The sequence below is a fragment of the Janthinobacterium sp. GMG1 genome, assembly GCF_034427795.1.
Taxonomy (GTDB): domain Bacteria; phylum Pseudomonadota; class Gammaproteobacteria; order Burkholderiales; family Burkholderiaceae_D; genus Janthinobacterium.
Map to the genome: position 1 here is coordinate 51,600 of NZ_JAXQNT010000002.1, position 18,327 is coordinate 69,926.

At 62.5% G+C, this 18,327-nt stretch carries 20 protein-coding genes; 7 read left to right on the forward strand and 13 right to left on the reverse strand.

Annotated features, from left to right (window positions below; all coding sequences use genetic code 11):
* Positions 1–13 precede the first annotated feature (13 nt).
* The 10 genes from SJI03_RS05140 to SJI03_RS05185 form a co-directional block, all read right to left on the reverse strand.
* Positions 14–556, reverse strand: a complete 543-nt coding sequence (locus SJI03_RS05140; RefSeq protein WP_322426465.1) for a hypothetical protein — start codon at positions 554–556, stop codon at positions 14–16.
* Positions 557–707: 151 nt separating this feature from the next.
* Positions 708–1,793: a porin gene (locus tag SJI03_RS05145; protein ID WP_099379765.1), complete on the reverse strand. Its 1,086-nt coding sequence runs from the start codon at positions 1,791–1,793 to the stop codon at positions 708–710.
* Between the two features lie 975 nt (positions 1,794–2,768).
* Positions 2,769–3,206, reverse strand: coding sequence for a nuclear transport factor 2 family protein (locus tag SJI03_RS05150; RefSeq protein ID WP_322426466.1), 438 nt, complete (start codon positions 3,204–3,206; stop codon positions 2,769–2,771).
* Positions 3,203–3,970: an SDR family NAD(P)-dependent oxidoreductase gene (locus SJI03_RS05155; RefSeq protein ID WP_322426467.1), complete on the reverse strand. Its 768-nt coding sequence runs from the start codon at positions 3,968–3,970 to the stop codon at positions 3,203–3,205. The genes SJI03_RS05150 and SJI03_RS05155 overlap by 4 nt, the downstream gene beginning before the upstream one ends.
* On the reverse strand, positions 3,967–4,527 hold the full coding sequence (locus SJI03_RS05160) for a DUF3833 domain-containing protein (RefSeq protein ID WP_322426468.1): 561 nt from the start codon (positions 4,525–4,527) through the stop codon (positions 3,967–3,969). The genes SJI03_RS05155 and SJI03_RS05160 overlap by 4 nt, the downstream gene beginning before the upstream one ends.
* Positions 4,515–5,795, reverse strand: coding sequence for an MFS transporter (locus tag SJI03_RS05165; RefSeq protein WP_322426469.1), 1,281 nt, complete (start codon positions 5,793–5,795; stop codon positions 4,515–4,517). The genes SJI03_RS05160 and SJI03_RS05165 overlap by 13 nt, the downstream gene beginning before the upstream one ends.
* Positions 5,792–6,340 carry a chalcone isomerase family protein gene (locus SJI03_RS05170; RefSeq protein WP_322426470.1) on the reverse strand — a complete coding sequence of 183 codons (549 nt, stop codon included), beginning with the start codon at positions 6,338–6,340 and terminating at the stop codon, positions 5,792–5,794. Before SJI03_RS05170 ends, SJI03_RS05165 begins: the two co-directional genes overlap by 4 nt.
* Before the next feature lie 2 nt (positions 6,341–6,342).
* Entirely contained in the window at positions 6,343–7,584 is a 1,242-nt protein-coding gene (locus SJI03_RS05175; RefSeq protein ID WP_416208727.1) for a class I SAM-dependent methyltransferase, read from the reverse strand.
* Positions 7,581–8,378 (reverse strand): DUF1365 domain-containing protein, encoded by a 798-nt coding sequence (locus SJI03_RS05180; protein ID WP_322426471.1) that lies wholly within the window; start codon positions 8,376–8,378, stop codon positions 7,581–7,583. Before SJI03_RS05180 ends, SJI03_RS05175 begins: the two co-directional genes overlap by 4 nt.
* The gene (locus SJI03_RS05185; protein ID WP_322426472.1) at positions 8,368–9,678 is read right to left on the reverse strand and encodes an NAD(P)/FAD-dependent oxidoreductase; all 1,311 of its coding nucleotides are present in this window, start codon (positions 9,676–9,678) and stop codon (positions 8,368–8,370) included. The genes SJI03_RS05180 and SJI03_RS05185 overlap by 11 nt, the downstream gene beginning before the upstream one ends.
* 204 nt (positions 9,679–9,882) lie before the next feature.
* Between SJI03_RS05185 and SJI03_RS05190 the strand changes: the two genes are divergently transcribed.
* The 5 genes from SJI03_RS05190 (at position 9,883) to rpoH (ending at position 15,008) form a co-directional block, all read left to right on the forward strand.
* Positions 9,883–10,824, forward strand: coding sequence for a MerR family transcriptional regulator (locus SJI03_RS05190; RefSeq protein ID WP_099379758.1), 942 nt, complete (start codon positions 9,883–9,885; stop codon positions 10,822–10,824).
* 164 nt (positions 10,825–10,988) lie between these two features.
* Positions 10,989–12,047, forward strand: coding sequence for a signal recognition particle-docking protein FtsY (ftsY, locus tag SJI03_RS05195; protein ID WP_099379757.1), 1,059 nt, complete (start codon positions 10,989–10,991; stop codon positions 12,045–12,047).
* Between the two features lie 8 nt (positions 12,048–12,055).
* Complete coding sequence (locus SJI03_RS05200; protein WP_099379756.1) at positions 12,056–12,793, forward strand: cell division ATP-binding protein FtsE; 738 nt, start codon at positions 12,056–12,058, stop codon at positions 12,791–12,793.
* The gene (ftsX, locus tag SJI03_RS05205; RefSeq protein ID WP_099379755.1) at positions 12,790–13,710 is read left to right on the forward strand and encodes a permease-like cell division protein FtsX; all 921 of its coding nucleotides are present in this window, start codon (positions 12,790–12,792) and stop codon (positions 13,708–13,710) included. The genes SJI03_RS05200 and ftsX overlap by 4 nt, the downstream gene beginning before the upstream one ends.
* 404 nt (positions 13,711–14,114) lie before the next feature.
* Positions 14,115–15,008 carry an RNA polymerase sigma factor RpoH gene (gene rpoH, locus SJI03_RS05210; protein WP_035824784.1) on the forward strand — a complete coding sequence of 298 codons (894 nt, stop codon included), beginning with the start codon at positions 14,115–14,117 and terminating at the stop codon, positions 15,006–15,008.
* A gap of 89 nt (positions 15,009–15,097) precedes the next feature.
* On the opposite strand, the gene SJI03_RS05215 is transcribed toward rpoH, so the two are convergent.
* Positions 15,098–15,364, reverse strand: a complete 267-nt coding sequence (locus SJI03_RS05215; protein ID WP_071079406.1) for a hypothetical protein — start codon at positions 15,362–15,364, stop codon at positions 15,098–15,100.
* A 179-nt stretch (positions 15,365–15,543) separates the two neighbouring features.
* On the opposite strand from SJI03_RS05215, the gene SJI03_RS05220 reads away from it, so the two are divergent.
* The gene (locus SJI03_RS05220) at positions 15,544–15,996 is read left to right on the forward strand and encodes a hypothetical protein (RefSeq protein ID WP_099379754.1); all 453 of its coding nucleotides are present in this window, start codon (positions 15,544–15,546) and stop codon (positions 15,994–15,996) included.
* Here the strand turns inward: SJI03_RS05220 and SJI03_RS05225 are convergent.
* Positions 15,993–16,340, reverse strand: coding sequence for an antibiotic biosynthesis monooxygenase family protein (locus SJI03_RS05225; protein WP_099379753.1), 348 nt, complete (start codon positions 16,338–16,340; stop codon positions 15,993–15,995). The genes SJI03_RS05220 and SJI03_RS05225 overlap by 4 nt on opposite strands.
* Positions 16,337–17,452: a cytochrome P450 gene (locus SJI03_RS05230; protein WP_322426473.1), complete on the reverse strand. Its 1,116-nt coding sequence runs from the start codon at positions 17,450–17,452 to the stop codon at positions 16,337–16,339. Before SJI03_RS05230 ends, SJI03_RS05225 begins: the two co-directional genes overlap by 4 nt.
* Before the next feature lie 76 nt (positions 17,453–17,528).
* Between SJI03_RS05230 and SJI03_RS05235 the strand changes: the two genes are divergently transcribed.
* On the forward strand, positions 17,529–18,233 hold the full coding sequence (locus SJI03_RS05235; protein ID WP_322426474.1) for a helix-turn-helix transcriptional regulator: 705 nt from the start codon (positions 17,529–17,531) through the stop codon (positions 18,231–18,233).
* The last annotated feature ends 94 nt before the right edge of the window (positions 18,234–18,327 follow it).

The window sequence follows — 18,327 nt, forward strand, 5'->3', positions numbered from 1 at the left end:
CAGCGGCAATCGCTCAGGCGGCGGGCGCTGGCGCGCTTTCTTCGGCAGGCACTGTCTCGGTCGGCGCTTGTGGCATCTGCGGGCATGGCGTGCAGTTTTTCAGGGGACGGCCGAAATCGCGCACGCGGCTCAATTTCATGGGCATGCGCACGTTGCCGCCGCAATAATCGCCTTCCAGGGTCAGGGTCTGCCCATCCTTCGAAAACTTGCCGACGATGGTGCGTTCTTCGCTGTCGGCACCGGCGATGGTGAAGTCGAAGGCGCCCGTGGCCGCGTCCAGATTGACGTCGTTGGCCACGATGGGCCAGCTCAGGGCGCCTGCCGTGAATTCATAGATGACTGAATCGGCCTCGGCAAAGCGGTGCAGGGTGACGCGCTGGCCGCCGATTTCGCCGCTATCCTTTTGCAGGCACAGGTCGGAATAGACGGCCACGCCGTAGCGCTCCAGTCCAGCCGGCTTCTTGCCCTTGACGGCCGCGACAGCGGTGCCCGTGGCGCCAGCAAGCAGCAGCGCGGCCAGCAAAGCGGCCAGGCGTGGCGAGGTGTATGAATACATGGCATTCCTTTACTTGAGTAACGGCGCCATTATAACTGGCGCCGCACATGCAAAAACGCGCCGCCAGGACTAGCCTGGAGACGCGTTTCCTTGCTTATCAGCATCCCCGAAGGGATGCTGGCAGCGGTACTAAGCTTCGCTTGCGCGAATATTAGAACGAGTGACGAACACCAACGTTGAACGCTTGGTCGCCCGAACCAACATTGCTGTTGTTACCAACGGTGTAACCAGCGTTGTTTTTGTTCGAGATCTTGGCGTACGAAGCGTAGGTGCTGGTGCGCTTCGACAGAGCGTACGAGTAGCCCAGTGCGAACTGGTTCGCATCGGCGTTGATGCCCGATTTGTCGTTGACGTGGATAACCGAAGCCATCACGGTGCCAGCTGGACCAACTGGTACGGTTGCGCCGATCAGGGCGGTGGTGCTGTCGTTGGTCAGACCACCGGTCGATGCGGTGTTGAACAAGTTACCAGCGTTGGCGTTGTTACGGATCGAGCTGTTGTCGCCTTTGTTGACGCCGTATGCAGCATACGCTTTCACAACGGTGAAGTCGTAGTTAGCGGCTACCAGCCAGTTGCGTGCGCTGCCAGCATCGCTGATTGCGGTTTCGTTGCTGGTGGTGTTGTAAGCAACACGTGCGTTCAAAGGACCGTTAGCGTAGCCAACCGATGCGCCCATTTGGCGACCGATTTTGCTGGATACCAGGCTCTCTTGGCCGTTGCTGGCGGTGCTGTAAGCAACGTCAGCATCGAAACCGCTGAAGTTAGGCGAGGTGTACAGCACGGTGTTGCTGGTACGGGTGGTGTTCGCTGGGAACAAGTTCTTGGCGGAACCGGAGTAACCAACTGCGAATGGATCAGCAACTTTCGACAGGGTGTTGTACCAAGGGGTGTATTGACGACCCAGGGTTACGGTACCAGCCGTTTTGCTGCTCAGGCCAACGTAGGCTTGACGACCGAACAGGCCTTCGTTTGCATTTTGCGCGCCGGTGTCAACGTTGAAACCCGATTCCAGAACGAACAGTGCCGACAGGCCGCTGCCCAGATCTTCGGTGCCTTTGAAGCCGATACGCGAAGCCGAAGCAACGCCGCTATCGATTTTGTTGACGGTGCCGGCTTTGCCGCCGCGCTCGCTGACGAAACCAGCGTCAACGGTACCGTAGATAACAACGCTCGATTGAGCTTGGGCTACGCCAGTGGCTGCTGCCAGGACTGCCAGGGTGATCAGAGTTTTTTTCATTGCGATTTCCTTTAATTTTGAAGCAAAAAGTAATACAGCCTATGCATCTCGAGCTGCGCTCTAACAGAGCGCTTTTTATGAGTGAGGGCAAGGTCTCCACCTGCCACATTGCTGTTCCGGTCAGGGGAACAATTCATATCGGTATCGGCACGCTATTGCACCGATAAGCTTGAAGGCTGCAGAGCGACCGTATTTTCATGCGCCGGTTCGGTGCTCAAAGGGCACCGGAAGCGGCACTATAACGACCGTTTCACATTCCATCAAGTTCCAACATGTTACTTCCGGTACCAGGCCGAGTGCTTTTTCAGGCATCCCGGTCATCGCCAACCGTACTACGCGATAGAGCCAGTGCCCCTTGCCAACCAATGCATTGGCCTGATTGACCATTCCATCATAGCGCATGCCTTGTCGACACCCGTTGTATTAGTGCAACAGTATCAGGCGCATGATTAAAACATCAACATGCTTTACCCATCATTTGTCCTGCATCATTTACGCGACAAAGCGCACAATTTGTCAGGCGATAATGGATAAACGGGACGAAGCATACACGGCATCGCCAATGTTTGCTGCCGCACGCCCGAAAACGGGAAATATTGCGCCCTGTTTTGGTGCGTTGCCGCATTATTCAGGGGCGTAGACGGGATTTTCGACGTCGGCGCGCGCGCCAGAAAAATAGGCAGAGTAGCAACACAATTACTGACTTTCCGGTAATTTAAATTGCTCACATAGAAATGTTTTTCATGTTTTCCAGCATGCAGGTCGGGTGCCGGCCTGGAACGGATGAGGACGACTCTTGCTTGCAAATTGCGCATCAGTTGAAACAATTTCTTACAATGTTGCCTTCTCAATATTTTGAGATATTTGTGTCTGAAAAACGACACATTGACCGAAATCAAGTTTTTGCCACCTCAATTCCACACAATTTACCTTTTCTTTTTCGCATTTTTTGCTTAAAAGCATCAGAAAACACGCTTAGCGCTGGCTTGCGCGCCGGAGCATGCGCATGAAAGCACCGAGCAGCGGCAGTTTTTCATACAATTCTTCCGCCGCATCCCAATAATCGCGGTGCAATACCACCCGCCCCTGCCCATCGAAACGCACATGTGTTGCTCCGCGGATACATTGTTCGCCAGATACCAGGCGTTTCATGCGAAAGCGAAACTCCCACGTGAGGAAAGCTTGCTGCCCCTGTCCCAGGCTTTCCAGCACGACAAACCGGGGCGCATCGACTTGCACGAACATGTGCTCGAAGATGGCCAGGATGGCGGCATGCCCCTCCACCTCGTTAAACGGGTCCTTGAAATGGGCGTCTGGCGCGTACACGGCGCCCAGCTGGGCCAGGCTCTCGATGCTCAGGTGCTCGTAAAACGCCACCAGGCGCGCCAGCGCACCTTCCATGCTTGCGCTCATAAGCCCGTCACCTTGCGGATCAGCCAAAAATAGGCGCGGTACGGCAACAGCCGCGCCAGGCGCATCGTATTAGTAAAACGCTTGGGAAAGTGGATGTGGAACTGGCCCCGCTCGATACCGTCGAGCATGGCAGCGGCCGCGTCCCGCGCCGTCATCAAGGCCGGCATGGTGAAATCGTTGCCCGCCGTCAAGGGCGTGGCGACAAAACCCGGGTTGATCTGATACACGCCGATGCCGCGCGGATGCAAATCCAGGTACAAGGATTCCGTCAGGTTGATCAGCGCCGCCTTGCTGGCGCCATACGCGAGCGCCTTGGGCAAGCCGCCATAGCCGGCCACCGAGCCGACGATGCCGATGCCGCCGCTGCCCTGGCGCAACAGCCACGGCAAAGCCTGCTCCAGGCAATTGAAGACGCCGCCCACATTCAGGGCCAGCAGACCATGGGCCGCCGCGAGGTCGAAACTATCGGCGCGCATGGCCTGATAGCCGCCGGCGACCACCAATACCAGGTCGATATGCGTCCACTGCTGCTGCAATTGCGTGCAGACGGCCCGCAGCTGCGCATGCTGGGTGATATCGAGCGGCAAGGCCAGCGCCAGCGGCTGCCCCTCGCACAGCTGTTCCAGGCTGGCGCGATGGCGGGCAGACAAGGCCACGCTGGCGCCCTGCTCCAGCAGCAAGGTGGCGCAGGCGGCGCCAATGCCGCTGGACGCGCCGATGATCCACACGCGCTTGCCGGCCCAGCTTGTGATCTTGCGATTCATGGAGCCGCCTGCGGACGCTTGCTGAACGATAAGGTGACGGCGCCCAGGCTGAAGCCGAACTTGCTCATGGCGGCGCGGTTGAGCATGACCTTGTCATCCATCAGGAACATCCAGTCCTCGAAGTCGACGTGGTAGACCGTGCCATCGACGGGCAAGGCCAGCACGTATTGCCAGCGCAGCGCATTGCCGGCCACTTCGCCGATGGCTTCCCCGATCACGTCGGGCGCCGTGCCGATGAAGCGCCCGGGCGCCGTCTTGCGCAAGGTCCACACGCGCCGTTGTTTGCTGCCGTCCGCATACGTGAAATCCTCGTCCAGGGTGCCAATATCGCCGACCCAGCTGGCCCGCATCACCACCACGAAACGCTTGACCACCTTGCCGGAGCGGTCCTGGAAGATGCCGTGGGCATCGAGCGTGCCATTGAAGTACTGTTGCAGATCCAGCACGGGCAATTCCTGCGCGTACGTGGCTGGCGCGGGCGGCGTGGAACAGGCGGCCAGCGCCAACAACAAGGCCGCCAGCGGCAAGCAACGTTGGCAATAGGTTATGAAACGCATGCGCGATTCTCCAGGTGGTCACTATATATATGTTGCAGGGGCGCACGCCACAGCAATAACGCCGCCAGCAGTTTCAAAACACAGGGCAGCAAGGCGTAGGCGGCGGACAGGACCGGCAAGCCGCCGCTGCCGCCCGGCACATAGCCGAGCCAGGCCAGCAGGGGCAAGGCGATGCCGGCCGCCAGCGCCAGGCTCATCTGCACGCCCCAGTTCCACCAGCCGAAATACGCAGCTTCATACCGCCCGGCATGGCCGGCCGCGCCGATCAACCCTGCCAGCAGGGCCGGCGGCAAGGCCAGGTCGGCGCCCAGCGCCAGGCCCGACAGCAGGCAGATGCTGGCAAAACCCCAGGCCGCGCCCGCACCCAGGCCATACGCCCAGACAAACACGGTCGCGGCCAGCAGCATGGCGCCGCCCCAGGCGCGCGCCTCGCCAAAACGGCGCGCCAGGGCCACCCACACGGGCATCGAGGCGGCCGCCGCGCAAAAGTAGACGATCAGGAACGGTCCTGCGTAATGGCCCAGGCGCAAGTAGTCGGCGGCAAAGAACAGGAACAGGGTGGCGGGAATGGCGGCCGCCACGCCATTGACGAGCAGAACGGCGAACAGCCAGCGAAACGCGCGCTGGCGAAACGGCAGGCGCCAGGCGCCGGCGGGCAGCGCCTGCGTGCCATGGCGTAAAACCGGACGCGGCGCGCGCGCCAGCAGCAGAGCGCCCGCCGCCAGCAGGCAGACAGCAAAGGCCAGCGACAGTCCGTCATAGCCGAGCACGGACGTCAGGCCCGCGGCCAGGATCACGCCCAGCAAGCCGCAGCCTTCGCGCACGGCCGCCACGCGCGCCCGCTGCCCGCGCGCCTGGCTCAGGGCCGCGCCCCAGCTCTGGTGCGCGATGCCGGCCAGGCCATAGGCGGCGTAGACGAGCAACAAGGAGGCCAGGAACCAGGCCAGGGTGGCCGCTTGCTGCATGGACGGCGGATGGAACAGGGCGCCAAAGCCCAGCAGCAGCAAGGGCAGCGAGACGGCGACCAGCACGGCATAGCTGCGCCCGTCACGCGCCATCCAGGCGCCGAGGACAGGATCGATGAAGGCGGCGGCGATGCGGGCCGCCAGAAGCACGGCGCCGATCTGCGCCAAATCAAGACTGCTGCGCTGCGCATAAAACGGCGCAACATATATATAGATGGGCAGCGCCAGCATGGCCAGCGGCAAGCCGAACAGGCCATAGCTGAACAAGGCAGGCAAGCTCAACGCGCTGGCCCCGGCGTTCATGGCAGTGGTGCCGCACTTTGCAGCAAGGCTGCGCGCAGCTTCGGCGCCGTGCTCGACGGCGACAGCCAGATGGCAAAGAAGGCGCGCGCGAAGTCGCCATCGTTCACGTCGGCCAGTACCTTGCCATCGAGATAAAAGCGCACGCCGGGCGCGATGCCAGCACGGTAGGCGCCCGCGATGCGCTGGTCTTCCTTGACGTCAGGAAAGATACGCTGCATGGTAGCCAGCCACGCCAGCCGCTGTGCTTCCGTGCCGGCGCCGATTTTCTGCATCTGTTCATAACTGGCTTCGGCGATTTTCCTGCCGTCGAGCGAACGCGCGTAGCGCAGTTCCAGTACAAACGGCGCCGTTGCCGATGCCGCGCCCTGGTAGCCTTGCGGGCCCACCCACAGTTGCGCCCGATAAATACGCATGCCGAACCACGTGTAGTCGCCCTCACCCGCCAGGCGGGCTTCGGGCACGTCGGCAGCGACAAAGGCAGGCGGCGCGGCCGCAGCGCCCAACATGGTCAATGACAGCACAACAGTGGCAAGCAGGCGGCGCATGGTCAGTCCTTGATCAGGGTAAATTGCATCACATCCGTGTTGTGCGCCTGAAAGGCGGCCTCGCAATACGCGAGGTAAAATTCCCAGGTCAGCAGGAAACGGCCATCGAAACCCTGCTTTTCCAGCGCCGTGCGCTGGGCCAGGAAGCTGGCGCGCCACTGGCGCAAGGTTTCCGCGTAATCGAGGCCGAAGCGGAAGGCGTCTTCCACGCGCAAACCCTGCGCTTCGGCGGCGCGGCGAAACTCGACAGGCGAAGGCAGCATGCCACCCGGAAAAATGTACTGTTGAATGAAATCCGTGCTCTTGCTGTAGCGCTCGAACAAGTCATCGGCGATGACGATGGTCTGGATGCAAGCGCGTCCACCCCGCTTCAGGTTGCGCGCCACGCATTCGAAATAGCCGGGCCAGTAACTTTGCCCCACGGCTTCGAACATCTCGATCGAGGCGATGGCGTCGTACTGGCCGGCGCTGTCGCGGTAATCGCACAGCTGCAAGTCAGCCTGCCCCGCCAGTCCCGCGTCGTGCAGGCGCTGGCGCGCATACGCCAGTTGTTCGGTCGACAAGGTCAGGCCCGTCACGTGCGCGCCGTAGCTGCGCGCCGCCGTTTCCGCAAAGCCGCCCCAGCCGCAGCCGATTTCCAGCACGCGCTGGCCCGGCTGCAGCTGCAGCTGATCCGCAATACGGCGGTACTTGGCCACTTGCGCCTGCTCCAGGCTGGCGCCTTCGGTGAACAGCGCGCTCGAATACGTCATCGACGGGTCCAGCCACAGCTGATAAAAGGCGTTGCCGATGTCGTAATGGGCGTGGATATTCTTCTTGCTGCCGGCCCGCGAATTGCGATTGAGCAAATGCCGGACCTTGTAGACCAGGTTGCCCCACCAGTTGCCGTAGATCAGCGATTCGATGTGCGCGCGGTTGCGTATCATCAGCTCGATCAAGCCCGGCAAATTGTCCGTGCGCCAGTCGCCGGCGATAAACGTTTCCGCAAAGCCAATGTCACCCGAGCGCAGCACGGCCGCACACAGGCGCCAGTTATGCAAGTCCAGGGTGACGGGGTGGCTGCCGTCGCCGTACAGCAAGATGCCGCCGTCAGGCGTGCGCAGGCGCAGGGCGCCATATTGCAATTTTTCCAGCAGGCGCACAATCATGCGCCCGGCGGCGGGCATGTCCAGGTGCGCATGCCCATGCAAGGGAGGGGAACTGCTGCGCGCATGCAGGCCGGTCGGCAGGGAATCGGAGCTCATCGGGACACCTTTTCTTGAGGGGGGTGGGGTTTGCTGAAAAACGGCACGCGGCGCAACCACAGGCGCAAGGCTTGCCAGTGAATGCGCGCCATCACGCCGAACGTCATCAGGGGATAGCGCAACAAAGCCCAGGCGATGGCGCCATCGCGCAGCGGCTGGGCCGTGCCGGACAAACTCGTCTGTAGCAGCGGACCGTCGAGGTCGTCGTAATCAACTCTGGCCAGGTGGCGTTCGCCGTCCTGTTCGCTATTGCGCAGGAAACGGAAGCGGTACTGGCCCTCCACCTTGCAAAACGGCGACACGTGGAAAATTTTCTTGGCGACCAGTTCGCTGCCATAGGCGATGGCGCCGCCCTGTTCGAGCAGGTACAGATGGCGTTCGCCAAAGGTATTGCGCACATCGCAGACCACGGCGCGCAGCGCGCCATCCGGGCGGTGGCAAAACCAGAAACTGACGGGATTGAAGACATAGCCGAACATGCGCGGCATGGTTTGCAGCCAGATTTCGCCGCCCGCGTCCGACACGCCATGCTGGCGCAGCAAACCGTCGATCCAGTCCAGCAGCGGCGTCGTGCCATCGCCGTGGTCGCTGTCGCGGAAGGACAGCACATTGGCGCCGTTGCGCGAAATCAACCTGGCAGGAAAATCGTACGCGCCCAGGCTGCGCAAGGGCAGGCGCAGATAAAACATGCCATAACTAAAGGCATGCGCGCGCGGACGCAGCCGCGCATGGCGCACCAGTCCCAGGCACAGCTGGGGTTGCGGCTGCGACGGCTGCGTGGGATCACGCGGCATGGCCGAGCTCCGCCGCCGCCATGCTGTTCAGCGCTTCGGCCACGGCCAGGCCCGACTTCAAGCCGTCTTCATGGAAACCATAACCGGTCCACGCGCCCGCGAACCACGTGTGCTGCGCGCCCTGGAATCCGGCCAGGCGCGCCTGGGCGGCAATGGCCGCGCCATCGAACACGGGGTGGGCATACGAAAATTCGTCGATGATGCTGGACGGAGCGGGCTCGTCGAGCGGATTGAGCGAAACGATGACGGGCGTGCTGAAGGGCAAGGGTTGCAGCTGGTTCAGCAAATAATGCACACACACTTGCGGCGCCTCGCCGTGCGCGGCCGGCCGGCCCTGGTAATTCCAGGCGGACCAGGCACGGCGGCGCTGCGGCAGACAAGACGCATCCGTATGCAGCACAGCGCGATTCGGCTGGTAGCGCACGGCTTCGAGCACGGCGCGCTCGTCGTCGCGGATATCTCCCAGCAGGGCCAGCGACTGGTCGCTGTGACAAGCGAGCACGACGTGATCGACATGCTCGACGCCGGCGGCCGTCTGCAGCTCGACCATGCGCGCGCCGCCGTGGGCCTGGCGGCGCACGGCCAGCACGGGGCACGCCAGGCGCTGCTGCGGGATGCCCGCCAGCAGTTTTTTCACGTACACGCGCGAGCCGCCGCGCACCGTGCGCCATTGCGGCCGGTCGCTCACTTGCAGCAAGCCATGGTTGTGGCAGAAACGGATGAAAGTAGCCAGCGGAAAAGCCAGCATCTGGCGCGCCGGGCATGACCAGATGCAGGCGGCCATCGGCAGCAGATACCAGTGCCGGAATTCGTCGCCATAGCCGTGCAGGTCGAGAAACTCGCCCAGCGACAGGGCCGGCGCCGGCACGCTGGCCGTGGCCAGGGCGCTGGCCTGGCGGTTGAAACGCAGAATATCGCGCAACATGCGCAGGAAGGCCGGGCGCAGCAGATTGCTGCGCTGGGCAAACACGGTATCCAGGTTGGCGCCCGCCCATTCCAGCACGCGGGCATCGGACGCCCTGCCCAAAGGCATCTTCACGGAAAACGACATGTCGCTGTCGGCCGCCTCGACGCCAAGTTCGTCAAACAGTTGCACCAGGTTCGGATACGTGGCGTGATTGAACACGAGAAAACCCGTGTCGACGCCATGCGTGACGCCATCGAGCGTCACATCCACCGTATGGCTGTGGCCGCCAAAGTAGTCGCCCGCCTCGTACAAGGTGACGTCCTGGCCGGCTTGCGCCAGGCGATAGGCACACGACAGACCTGCGATTCCTGCTCCGACGACGGCAATTTTCATGAATGCACCTGTATTTAGTTTGTCCTGGACAAATAGAGCTTCATGGATAATCGATGAAATCTTGATTTGTGTCAATGAGCGCCCTCAGCCGTTCAAAAACTTATACGCCGGCAATTTCTAATCGGATTCAGCTATTTGGTATGGGGCAGCGGAAGGCGTAAAATGCACTCCACGTTCTTTTGGCATGCGAGCAAGCCCCCTGGTATGGATACTGACCTGCAACCTACTTCCGCCTTCAGCATCAGCGATGTCGAACGCGACACCGGGCTGGCCAAGGAAACCTTGCGCGTGTGGGAGCGCCGCTACGACTTTCCCCAGCCACGGCGCGACGCCTTTGGCGAGCGCAGCTACCCGGCCGAGCAGGTACAAAAGTTGCGCATGGTCAAGCGCCTGCTGGATCTCGGATTTCGTCCGGGAAAAATCATGCAGCACAGCACCGCGCAACTGCAGCAGCTGGCCAGCGCCGGCAGCGCGGCGTCGTCCACGCCGCCCCCCCAGCTCGAACACTACCTGGCCCTGTGCCGTAGCCACCAGATGGCGGAACTGGGCGACGCCCTGCGCCAGGCGCTGGCCGTGCTGGGCCTGAAAGCGTTCACCATCGACGTGATCGCTCCCCTCACCGGCATGGTGGGCGAAGCGTGGGCTTGCGGCGAACTGGCCGTGTATGAAGAGCACCTGTATAGCGAAACCTTGCAAACGGTGATGCGCCACGCCATCTTTTCCCTGCCGCAAGCAAGCAGCCCATCCATGCGCTCGCCGCGCATCGTCCTCAGTACCTTGCCGCAGGAACGTCACGGCCTGGGGCTGCTGATGGCCGAGGCCCTGTGTGCGGCGGCCGGCGCCCATTGCATGTCGCTGGGCGTGGAAACACCGCTGACGGACATCGTCGCGGCCGCCCGCGCGCAGCGGGCCGATATCGTCGCGCTATCATTTTCCAGCGCCAGCAAGCAAAGGCAGACGCGCGACAGCCTGCAGCAACTGCATGCAAGCTTGCCTCCAAGCATGGAATTGTGGGCTGGCGGACGCAGTCCCGTGCTGACCAGGCAGCCGCCGCCCTTTTTGCATGTGCTGGACTTGCGGCAAGTCGACGAAAGCATCGCCGACTGGCGTCGCCGCCACCAGGCGCAGGCCCTGCAAACCCATTGATCCGGCTGGAAAGCGCGGCAACTGCGGCGATCTCCGTGGATAGCGACGCAATGTTGCCAATCGAACAGTAAAGCATGAAGGGCCGGGCGCGCTCTGGTAGAATAGCCCGTAACACAGTGTCCGGCGCCGCCGGGCCTTAGGTCAGCACCCGCCACCACACATCCATGTTTAGTTTCTTCAAGAAAAAACCCATCGCTCCCGAGGCTGCACCAGCCGAGCCCCTCGTCCTTCCCGCCGCCACGCCGCCTGCACCGCAGCCTGTCGCTACGCCCCTGAGCGGCGCGCCGGCCGAGCTCGTGCCCGTGATCGTGGCCGCCGAACCCGAGAAAAAATCGTGGATGACGCGCCTGAAGGCGGGCCTGTCGAAAACCTCGAACACCTTGTCCGTGCTGTTCGTCGGCGCGAAGATCGACGACGCCCTGTACGAAGAGCTGGAAGCGGCGCTGCTGATGTCCGACGCGGGCATCGACGCCACGGAATTCCTGCTCACGGAATTGAAGAAAAAGGTCAAGGAAGACAAGCTGCTCGACGCGGCCGCCGTCAAGGCCGCCCTGAAAGTACTGCTGATCGACCTGCTCTCGCCGCTGGAAAAGCGCTTCGAGCTGGGCCGCCACAAGCCGCTGGTGATGATGATTTCCGGCGTGAATGGCGCCGGCAAGACCACCACCATCGGCAAGCTGGCCAAGCACATGCAGTCGAACAACCAGTCCGTGCTGCTGGCTGCGGGCGACACCTTCCGCGCCGCCGCGCGCGAGCAACTGATGGTCTGGGGCGAGCGCAACAACGTCACCGTGATTTCGCAGGAATCGGGCGACCCGGCCGCCGTGGCCTACGACTCCGTGCAATCGGCGAAAGCGCGCGGCATCGACGTGGTGATGGTCGACACGGCGGGCCGCTTGCCGACGCAGTTGCACCTGATGGAAGAATTGAAGAAAATCAAGCGCGTGATCGGCAAGGGCATGGAGGGCGCGCCGCATGAAACCCTGCTCGTCATCGACGGCAACACGGGCCAGAATGCCCTCACGCAAGTGAAAGCGTTTGATGATGCCCTGCAATTGAGCGGCCTGGTGATCACCAAGCTGGACGGTACCGCCAAGGGCGGCGTGCTGGCGGCGATTGCCCGCGTACGCCCTGTGCCCGTGTATTTCATCGGCATCGGTGAGAAAATTGAAGACTTGCAGCCTTTCGTGGCTGCCGAATTTGTCGAAGCGCTGCTCGGATAAGCCTATACATGATTGAATTTCAGCACGTCTCCAAGCAATACTCCCCCGATGCCGTGGCGCTCAGCGACATTTCGCTCAGTATTGCCAAGGGCGAGCTGGTGTTTCTGGCCGGCCCGTCCGGCGCCGGCAAATCCACCTTGCTGAAAATGATCGCCGCCATGGAACGCCCCACGTCGGGCAAGCTGATCGTCAATGGCCAGGACATGGCGAAGATCAAGCCGGCCGGCGTGCCCTTCCTGCGCCGCAACATGGGCCTGATCTTCCAGCAGCAAAAGCTGCTCAACGACCGCTCCATCCTGGCCAACGTCATGCTGCCGCTGCTCGTCGTCGGCGCGCATAAAGTTGCCGCGGAACAGCGCGCGCGCGCCGCGCTCGACAAGGTGGGACTGCTGGACCGCGCCATGGCGCGCCCCCTGTCGCTGTCGGGCGGCGAGCAGCAGCGCGTATCGATCGCGCGCGCCATCGTCAACCGGCCGCAAATCATCCTGGCCGACGAACCGACGGCCAACCTGGACCGCGCCAGCGCCAACAAGGTGCTCGACGCCCTGAAAGCATTCCACTCCGTCGGCGTGACCTGCCTCATTTCCAGCCATGACGAACAGATGCTCGACGCAGCCGCCCGCGTGATCCACCTGAAAAACGGCCAGCTGGTGGCCATCGACAAGGCCACGCAGGCGCCCGTCTTCGCCCCGCCCGATCCCGATTTCGCGCCTGGCCTGGATCACGGCGAAGGAGAACAGGCATGAGAGGCTGGTTCCGTCAACACCGCTTCGCCCTCGGTTCGGCGCTGATTCACTTGCGCAAGTCGCCGGGCGGCTTTCTCTTGAACGTCGTCGTCGTCGCCATCGCCCTGTCGCTGCCATTCGCCGGCTTGACCATGCTCGACAATGTCCGCCCCATGTCGGAACAGATGTCCGTCGACCCGGAAATCAGCGTCTTCCTGAAGATCGACACGCCGCGCGAGCAAGCCGTGGCCCTGGCCGGTGCCATGCGCAAGATCGTCGGCGAGCAAAAGGCGAAGATCGTCTTCATCGCGCGCGAACAGGCGCTCGACACCCTGAAAAATAAAAATGGCCTGGCAGATGTACTGAGCACCCTGGGCGACAATCCCTTGCCCGACAGCTATGTGCTGAAACTTGACGCCTTCAGCAGCGCCAGCGAAGCGCAGGATGTCGATGCCGTGGCGGAACAGTTGCGCCACTTGCCAGGCGTGGAATCGGCGCAAGTCGATTCGGCCTGGGTCAAGCGCCTGGCGGCCCTGCTGGGCGTGCTGCGCCTGGTGCTGCTGTTGCTGGCCATTACCCTGGGCGTGGCCGTGATCGCTGTTGTCTTCAATACCATCCGCCTGCAAGTGATGCAGCAGCGCGATGAAATCAGCATCTCGAAATTGATCGGCGCCACGGACACCTTCATCCACCGCCCCTTCTATTACACGGGCGCCCTGCTGGGCCTGTGCGCTGGCGCGCTGGCCCTGGGCGCCGTGGCGCTGGCCATGCAACCGCTGAATACGGCGATTGCCGAGTTTGCCCGCCTGTACGCATCCGAATTCCAGCTGGTGCCGCTGGCGCCGCTACCGATGGCCGGCTTGCTGGCCGTCAGCGCCGGCCTTGGCCTGATTGGCGCCTTCCTCTGCGTGCAGCGCCACCTGGCGCGCCTGAACTGACCTTCCTTTCCATGGCGGCGCTCCGGCGCCGCCATGCGCCCCCCCGCACTGCTATCATCTTGATATTAAGCAAGTATTCTTAAGGCTCGCTTCAGCCAGAGGCCGTAGACTAGCCCTGTTGTCGTGAAGCGCTATCGCGCGATGTACAGACATAGATATCAAGCATTCATTCGCCATAGTATTTAGGCTATCAGGACGATTAAATGTGCTGATTGGCACTCTCAAGCAGAGAGTGCTAATATAGGCACATACCAACAGCAGAACCGCCAAGGACGCCAGATGAAGATGGTGTCGCGATCTGCAAAGTGCAAGACCGAATACGCAAAACCGAACAGACAAACGGACCACGTCGCGTGACGTGGCCAACTGGAACAAAGCAAGACTACGAGGGAGAAAACATGACTATGATGTCCGCAACGTCCGCATTGGTTCCGACCAAAAGTAATGCGCTGGGCCTCGGGTTCACTGGCAATCTGGGTAATATCGACGCCTATATTTCGGCCGTGAACCGCCTGCCCATGTTGACCCACGACGAAGAAATTTCGCTGGCGACACGCCTGCGCGAAAAAAATGACTTGGCCGCCGCGCAAGAACTGGTGCTGTCGCACCTGCGCCTGGTGGTCTCGATTGCCCGCGGTTACCTGGGCTATGGCTTGCCGCACGCCGACCTGATTCAGGAAGGCAATATCGGCTTGATGAAAGCCGTGAAACGTTTCGATCCGGACCAGGGCGTGCGCCTGGTGTCGTACGCCATGCACTGGGTGAAAGCCGAGATGCATGAGTACATCCTGAAAAACTGGCGCCTGGTCAAGGTCGCGACGACGAAAGCACAGCGCAAGCTGTTCTTCAATCTGCGCAGCCACAAGACGGGCCTCGATGCGATGACGCCAAAGCAGATCGATGCGCTGGCCAAGCTGCTCGACGTGAAACGCGAAGAAGTGATCGAGATGGAAACGCGTTTGAGCGGCCGCGACATTGCGCTCGAATCGCCGACCGACGATGAAGATGACAAGTTTTCGCCGATTGCCTACCTGTCGTCGGAGCAAAGCGAACCGACCAAGGTGCTGGAAGCGGAACAAGTGACGCGTTTGCAATCGGAAGGCCTGGAAACGGCTTTGAGCAAGCTCGACGCCCGTTCGCGCCGCATCATCGAAGCGCGCTGGCTGGCCAACGACGACGGTTCCGGCGCCACCCTGCACGCGCTGGCAGAAGAGTTCGGCGTATCGGCCGAGCGCATCCGCCAGATCGAAGTGGCGGCGCTGAAAAAAATGAAGGGCGCGCTGGCCGCCTGGGTGTAATCGAAAGCAATGCCGCAATGCAAAAGGCGCCGCAAGGCGCCTTTTAGTTTTACCACTGATATTTATCAACAGATAAACATTGTCAGCCCTTACGCTGCAGCCAAGCCCTTGGTGATCAGCTCGGCGACCAATTCATTCAGATCCGCGTCGCGTTCCTTGGCCAGGGTCTGCAATTGCAAGACCAGATCGCTGTTCAATTTGACGGCGAATGGCACCAGGCCCAGGGCCTGATCGCGCTTGCGCTGCTCGCGGCGGTCGACGACCACCGCTTCCTTACCGAATGCACCGGCGCCGGGAACATTCATCTTTCCCATCAGTTTCTTGGCATCGCTTTTCGCCAGGGCAGTTTTTTTCATGGTTGTTTCCTGATTTTCAAAACAGCCATTCTACGCAGTAATCGGCGCGCCGCGTGGCCGGCGCATCAATTCATCGGCAGCACGCCAATAGTGCGCCGGAAAAATATCATTTTGTTACTATCATTTTTATCCTCCGCGTGAACAAGCACGCCGGGGACGCTCCACCTGAAAGGAAAACCATGTCTACTCTGAACCGCTCTTACCGTACCGTGCTGCTGCCCCTGCTCATCGCTTGCCTGGCCATGCTGGCTGGCTGCGGCGCGGCCGGCAGCGCCGGCGACGCGGAAAACACGCCGCGCAGCGTCACCCACGTGCTGTCGCCAGGCGAACAGGTGGCCATCACGGCCACCGACACTCTGAAACTGGAGCGCGTCAACGACAGCCGCTGCCGCAAGGGCGCCGTGTGCGTGTGGAAAGGCTACGTCAGCTACAGTTTCAGTTTGCTCAACAGCGCAGGCACGACCGACATCGTCTTGTCCGATTCCATGCCCGGCGCCGCCAGTTCCGTCACCGTCAACCACCTGACGTTTACTTTGCTCGACGTCGACCCGGCCACGCCGCCGGCCCTGAATGCGGCCGAGCCCACTTACCGGGTCAAAGTGAAAATCACGCAGGGCGCGCTGCCCCGCTAAACGCTGTGGCGCTGGAGGCTGTCGGCCGGCGCCTGTTGCCGGTCCAGCATGCCGTAATCGCGCACGACGGCGGCGATGCGCAGCCGGTAATCGTCAAACACGCCGTGCCGGCCGGCCGACTGCGCCGTGCGGTGCGCTTCCAGTTGCCGCCACTGCGCCAGCGCCGCCTCGTCGCGAAAGAAGGATAGCGACAGCAATTTGCCTGGCTCGCTCAGGCTGCTGAAGCGCTCGATGGAAATGAAACCGTCCACTTCGTCGAGCAAGGGCCGCAGCGCGGCCGCCAGGTCCAGATAGTGCTGGCGCCCTTCGGCGCTGGGCCAGACTTCGAAAATCACGGCAATCATGCGCTGGTCCCTTCCATAAACACGGGGATGCGGGCGTTCAGCGACGGCAGATATTCCCACCTCAGCAGCATGCCTTCCAATGCATCGGTCCACGCCTGCAGGCACGCCGTGGCGATGGTCAGCGCGATGGACTGGCCTGGACAACCGTGGCGGCCATGGCCAAAGCCGAACTGCGCATCGCAAGCGCTGGCCAGCACGACGACGATCATCTGCCCGGCCGGCACGCGCACGCCATCGAACTCCACGTCTTGCGCCGTGTAGCGGCGCGTGTTGTGGATGGCGGGATCGCGCTGGCTGACTTCGCGCAGCATGGCTGGCCATCGCTGGGGTGCGGCGCGCAGTGACGGCAGCAAGTCAGGCTGCGCGCGCAAGGCCGCGATGGCATTGCCCAGCAAGCCGGCCGTGGCGTCGCAGGTCTGCGACAGCAAGCCCACGAGATTGGCCAGCAAGCCGCTCCCCATGGCATCGGCCTCTGTCACGATACTGGCCAGCAGGCTACCGGGCCTCGCGTTGCCCTCGCGCAGCAAAGCGGCAAACCCTTCCAGCAAGGCATCGGCCGCCACTTGCGCGCCAGCCAGTTGGCCAGCATTGCTCAGCGGCGACAAACAGGCGACAAAAGCGCGCGTCCAGGCGGCCAGCGCCGGCCATTGCGCTGGCGCAAAGCCCAGCAAGTCGGCCATGGCGAACAGGGGCAGTTGAAAAATTGCATCGTTCAGCTGGTCGGCGCTGACCGGCACGCGGTCGCCGGCAAGACGTGCGACCTGTTCCTGCAGGCGCCCCAGGTCCACCTGGCCCAGCGCGCGCGCCAGCACTTGCTTCGGCACCGCATGCCGTTCGCCCTCATTCATGCGCACCAGCTCGGCAAAAATCGCGCCGCACGGCGTGCCCGCCAGGTTGTGCGGCACGGCCAGGTCCGGCGGCCGCACGCGGCAGGCGGGATGCGCCAGCACGGCTTGCACGCCGGCCGCGCCCGTCGCCAGCCAGCAGTCGAGCGACGCCTCGAAACGCAGCGGCGGGCCATCCGCCAGGCGGCGATAGTAATCATACGGCGCCGCGTGGGTAACGGCTAAGAAAGGGTCGGCGGGCTCGATAACAAAGTCGGTGGGCGGCATGCGCATTCCATTGCAGTGAGGTAGGGACACGAGTATGCTGGCCCTTCCACCACAACACTTCGCCCACGGACGAATCATGAATGACAGCCCTCAACAACGCACGGCCGACATGGGCCTGGCGCAACTGGCCGGCGCCATCGCAGAACCGGCCCGCGCGCGCATGCTGTGCAGCCTGCTCGATGGCCATGCGCGCACGGCCACGGAATTGGCGACCTTGGCCGAGGTAAGCGCCTCGACGGCCAGCGCCCATCTGGCGCGCTTGCGCGAGGATGGCTTGCTGTCGATGCTGGCGCAAGGCAAGCATCGCTATTACCGCCTGGCCAACGCCGAGGTGGGCCGGGCGCTGGAAGCGCTGCTGGTGGTGGCCGGCGTGGCGGCAACGCCCTTTACCCCCACCACGCCCGACCGCCTGCGCCATGCGCGCACCTGCTACGACCACATGGCCGGCAGTGTTGCCGTCACCCTGCACGACCAGTTGCACGCGCAAGGCTGGCTGCTGGACGATGGCAGCGAAGGTGAGTATTGCCTGTCGGAAGCGGGCACGGCCGGCATGGCGACCCTGGGCATCGACGTGCCGCAATTGCAGCGCCAGCGCCGCCGCTTCGCCTGTGCCTGCCTGGACTGGAGCGAGCGGCGCGCTCACCTGGGCGGTGCGTTGGGGGCCGCCATCCTGCAACTGGCCCTGCGCCAGCGCTGGGCCGAGCGCGAACTCGACAGCCGCGCCCTGCGCCTCACGCCCGCTGGCGAACGGCGCCTGCTGGCCGCCTTTGCTGGCGCCTGAACGGCGCAGGCATTTTGTATCTCGAAAGCAACTACACAGAGAAAAAATGTGCTTTTACCATTCTTTTCCTTCATCATAGGCTGCGCCCTTGAGC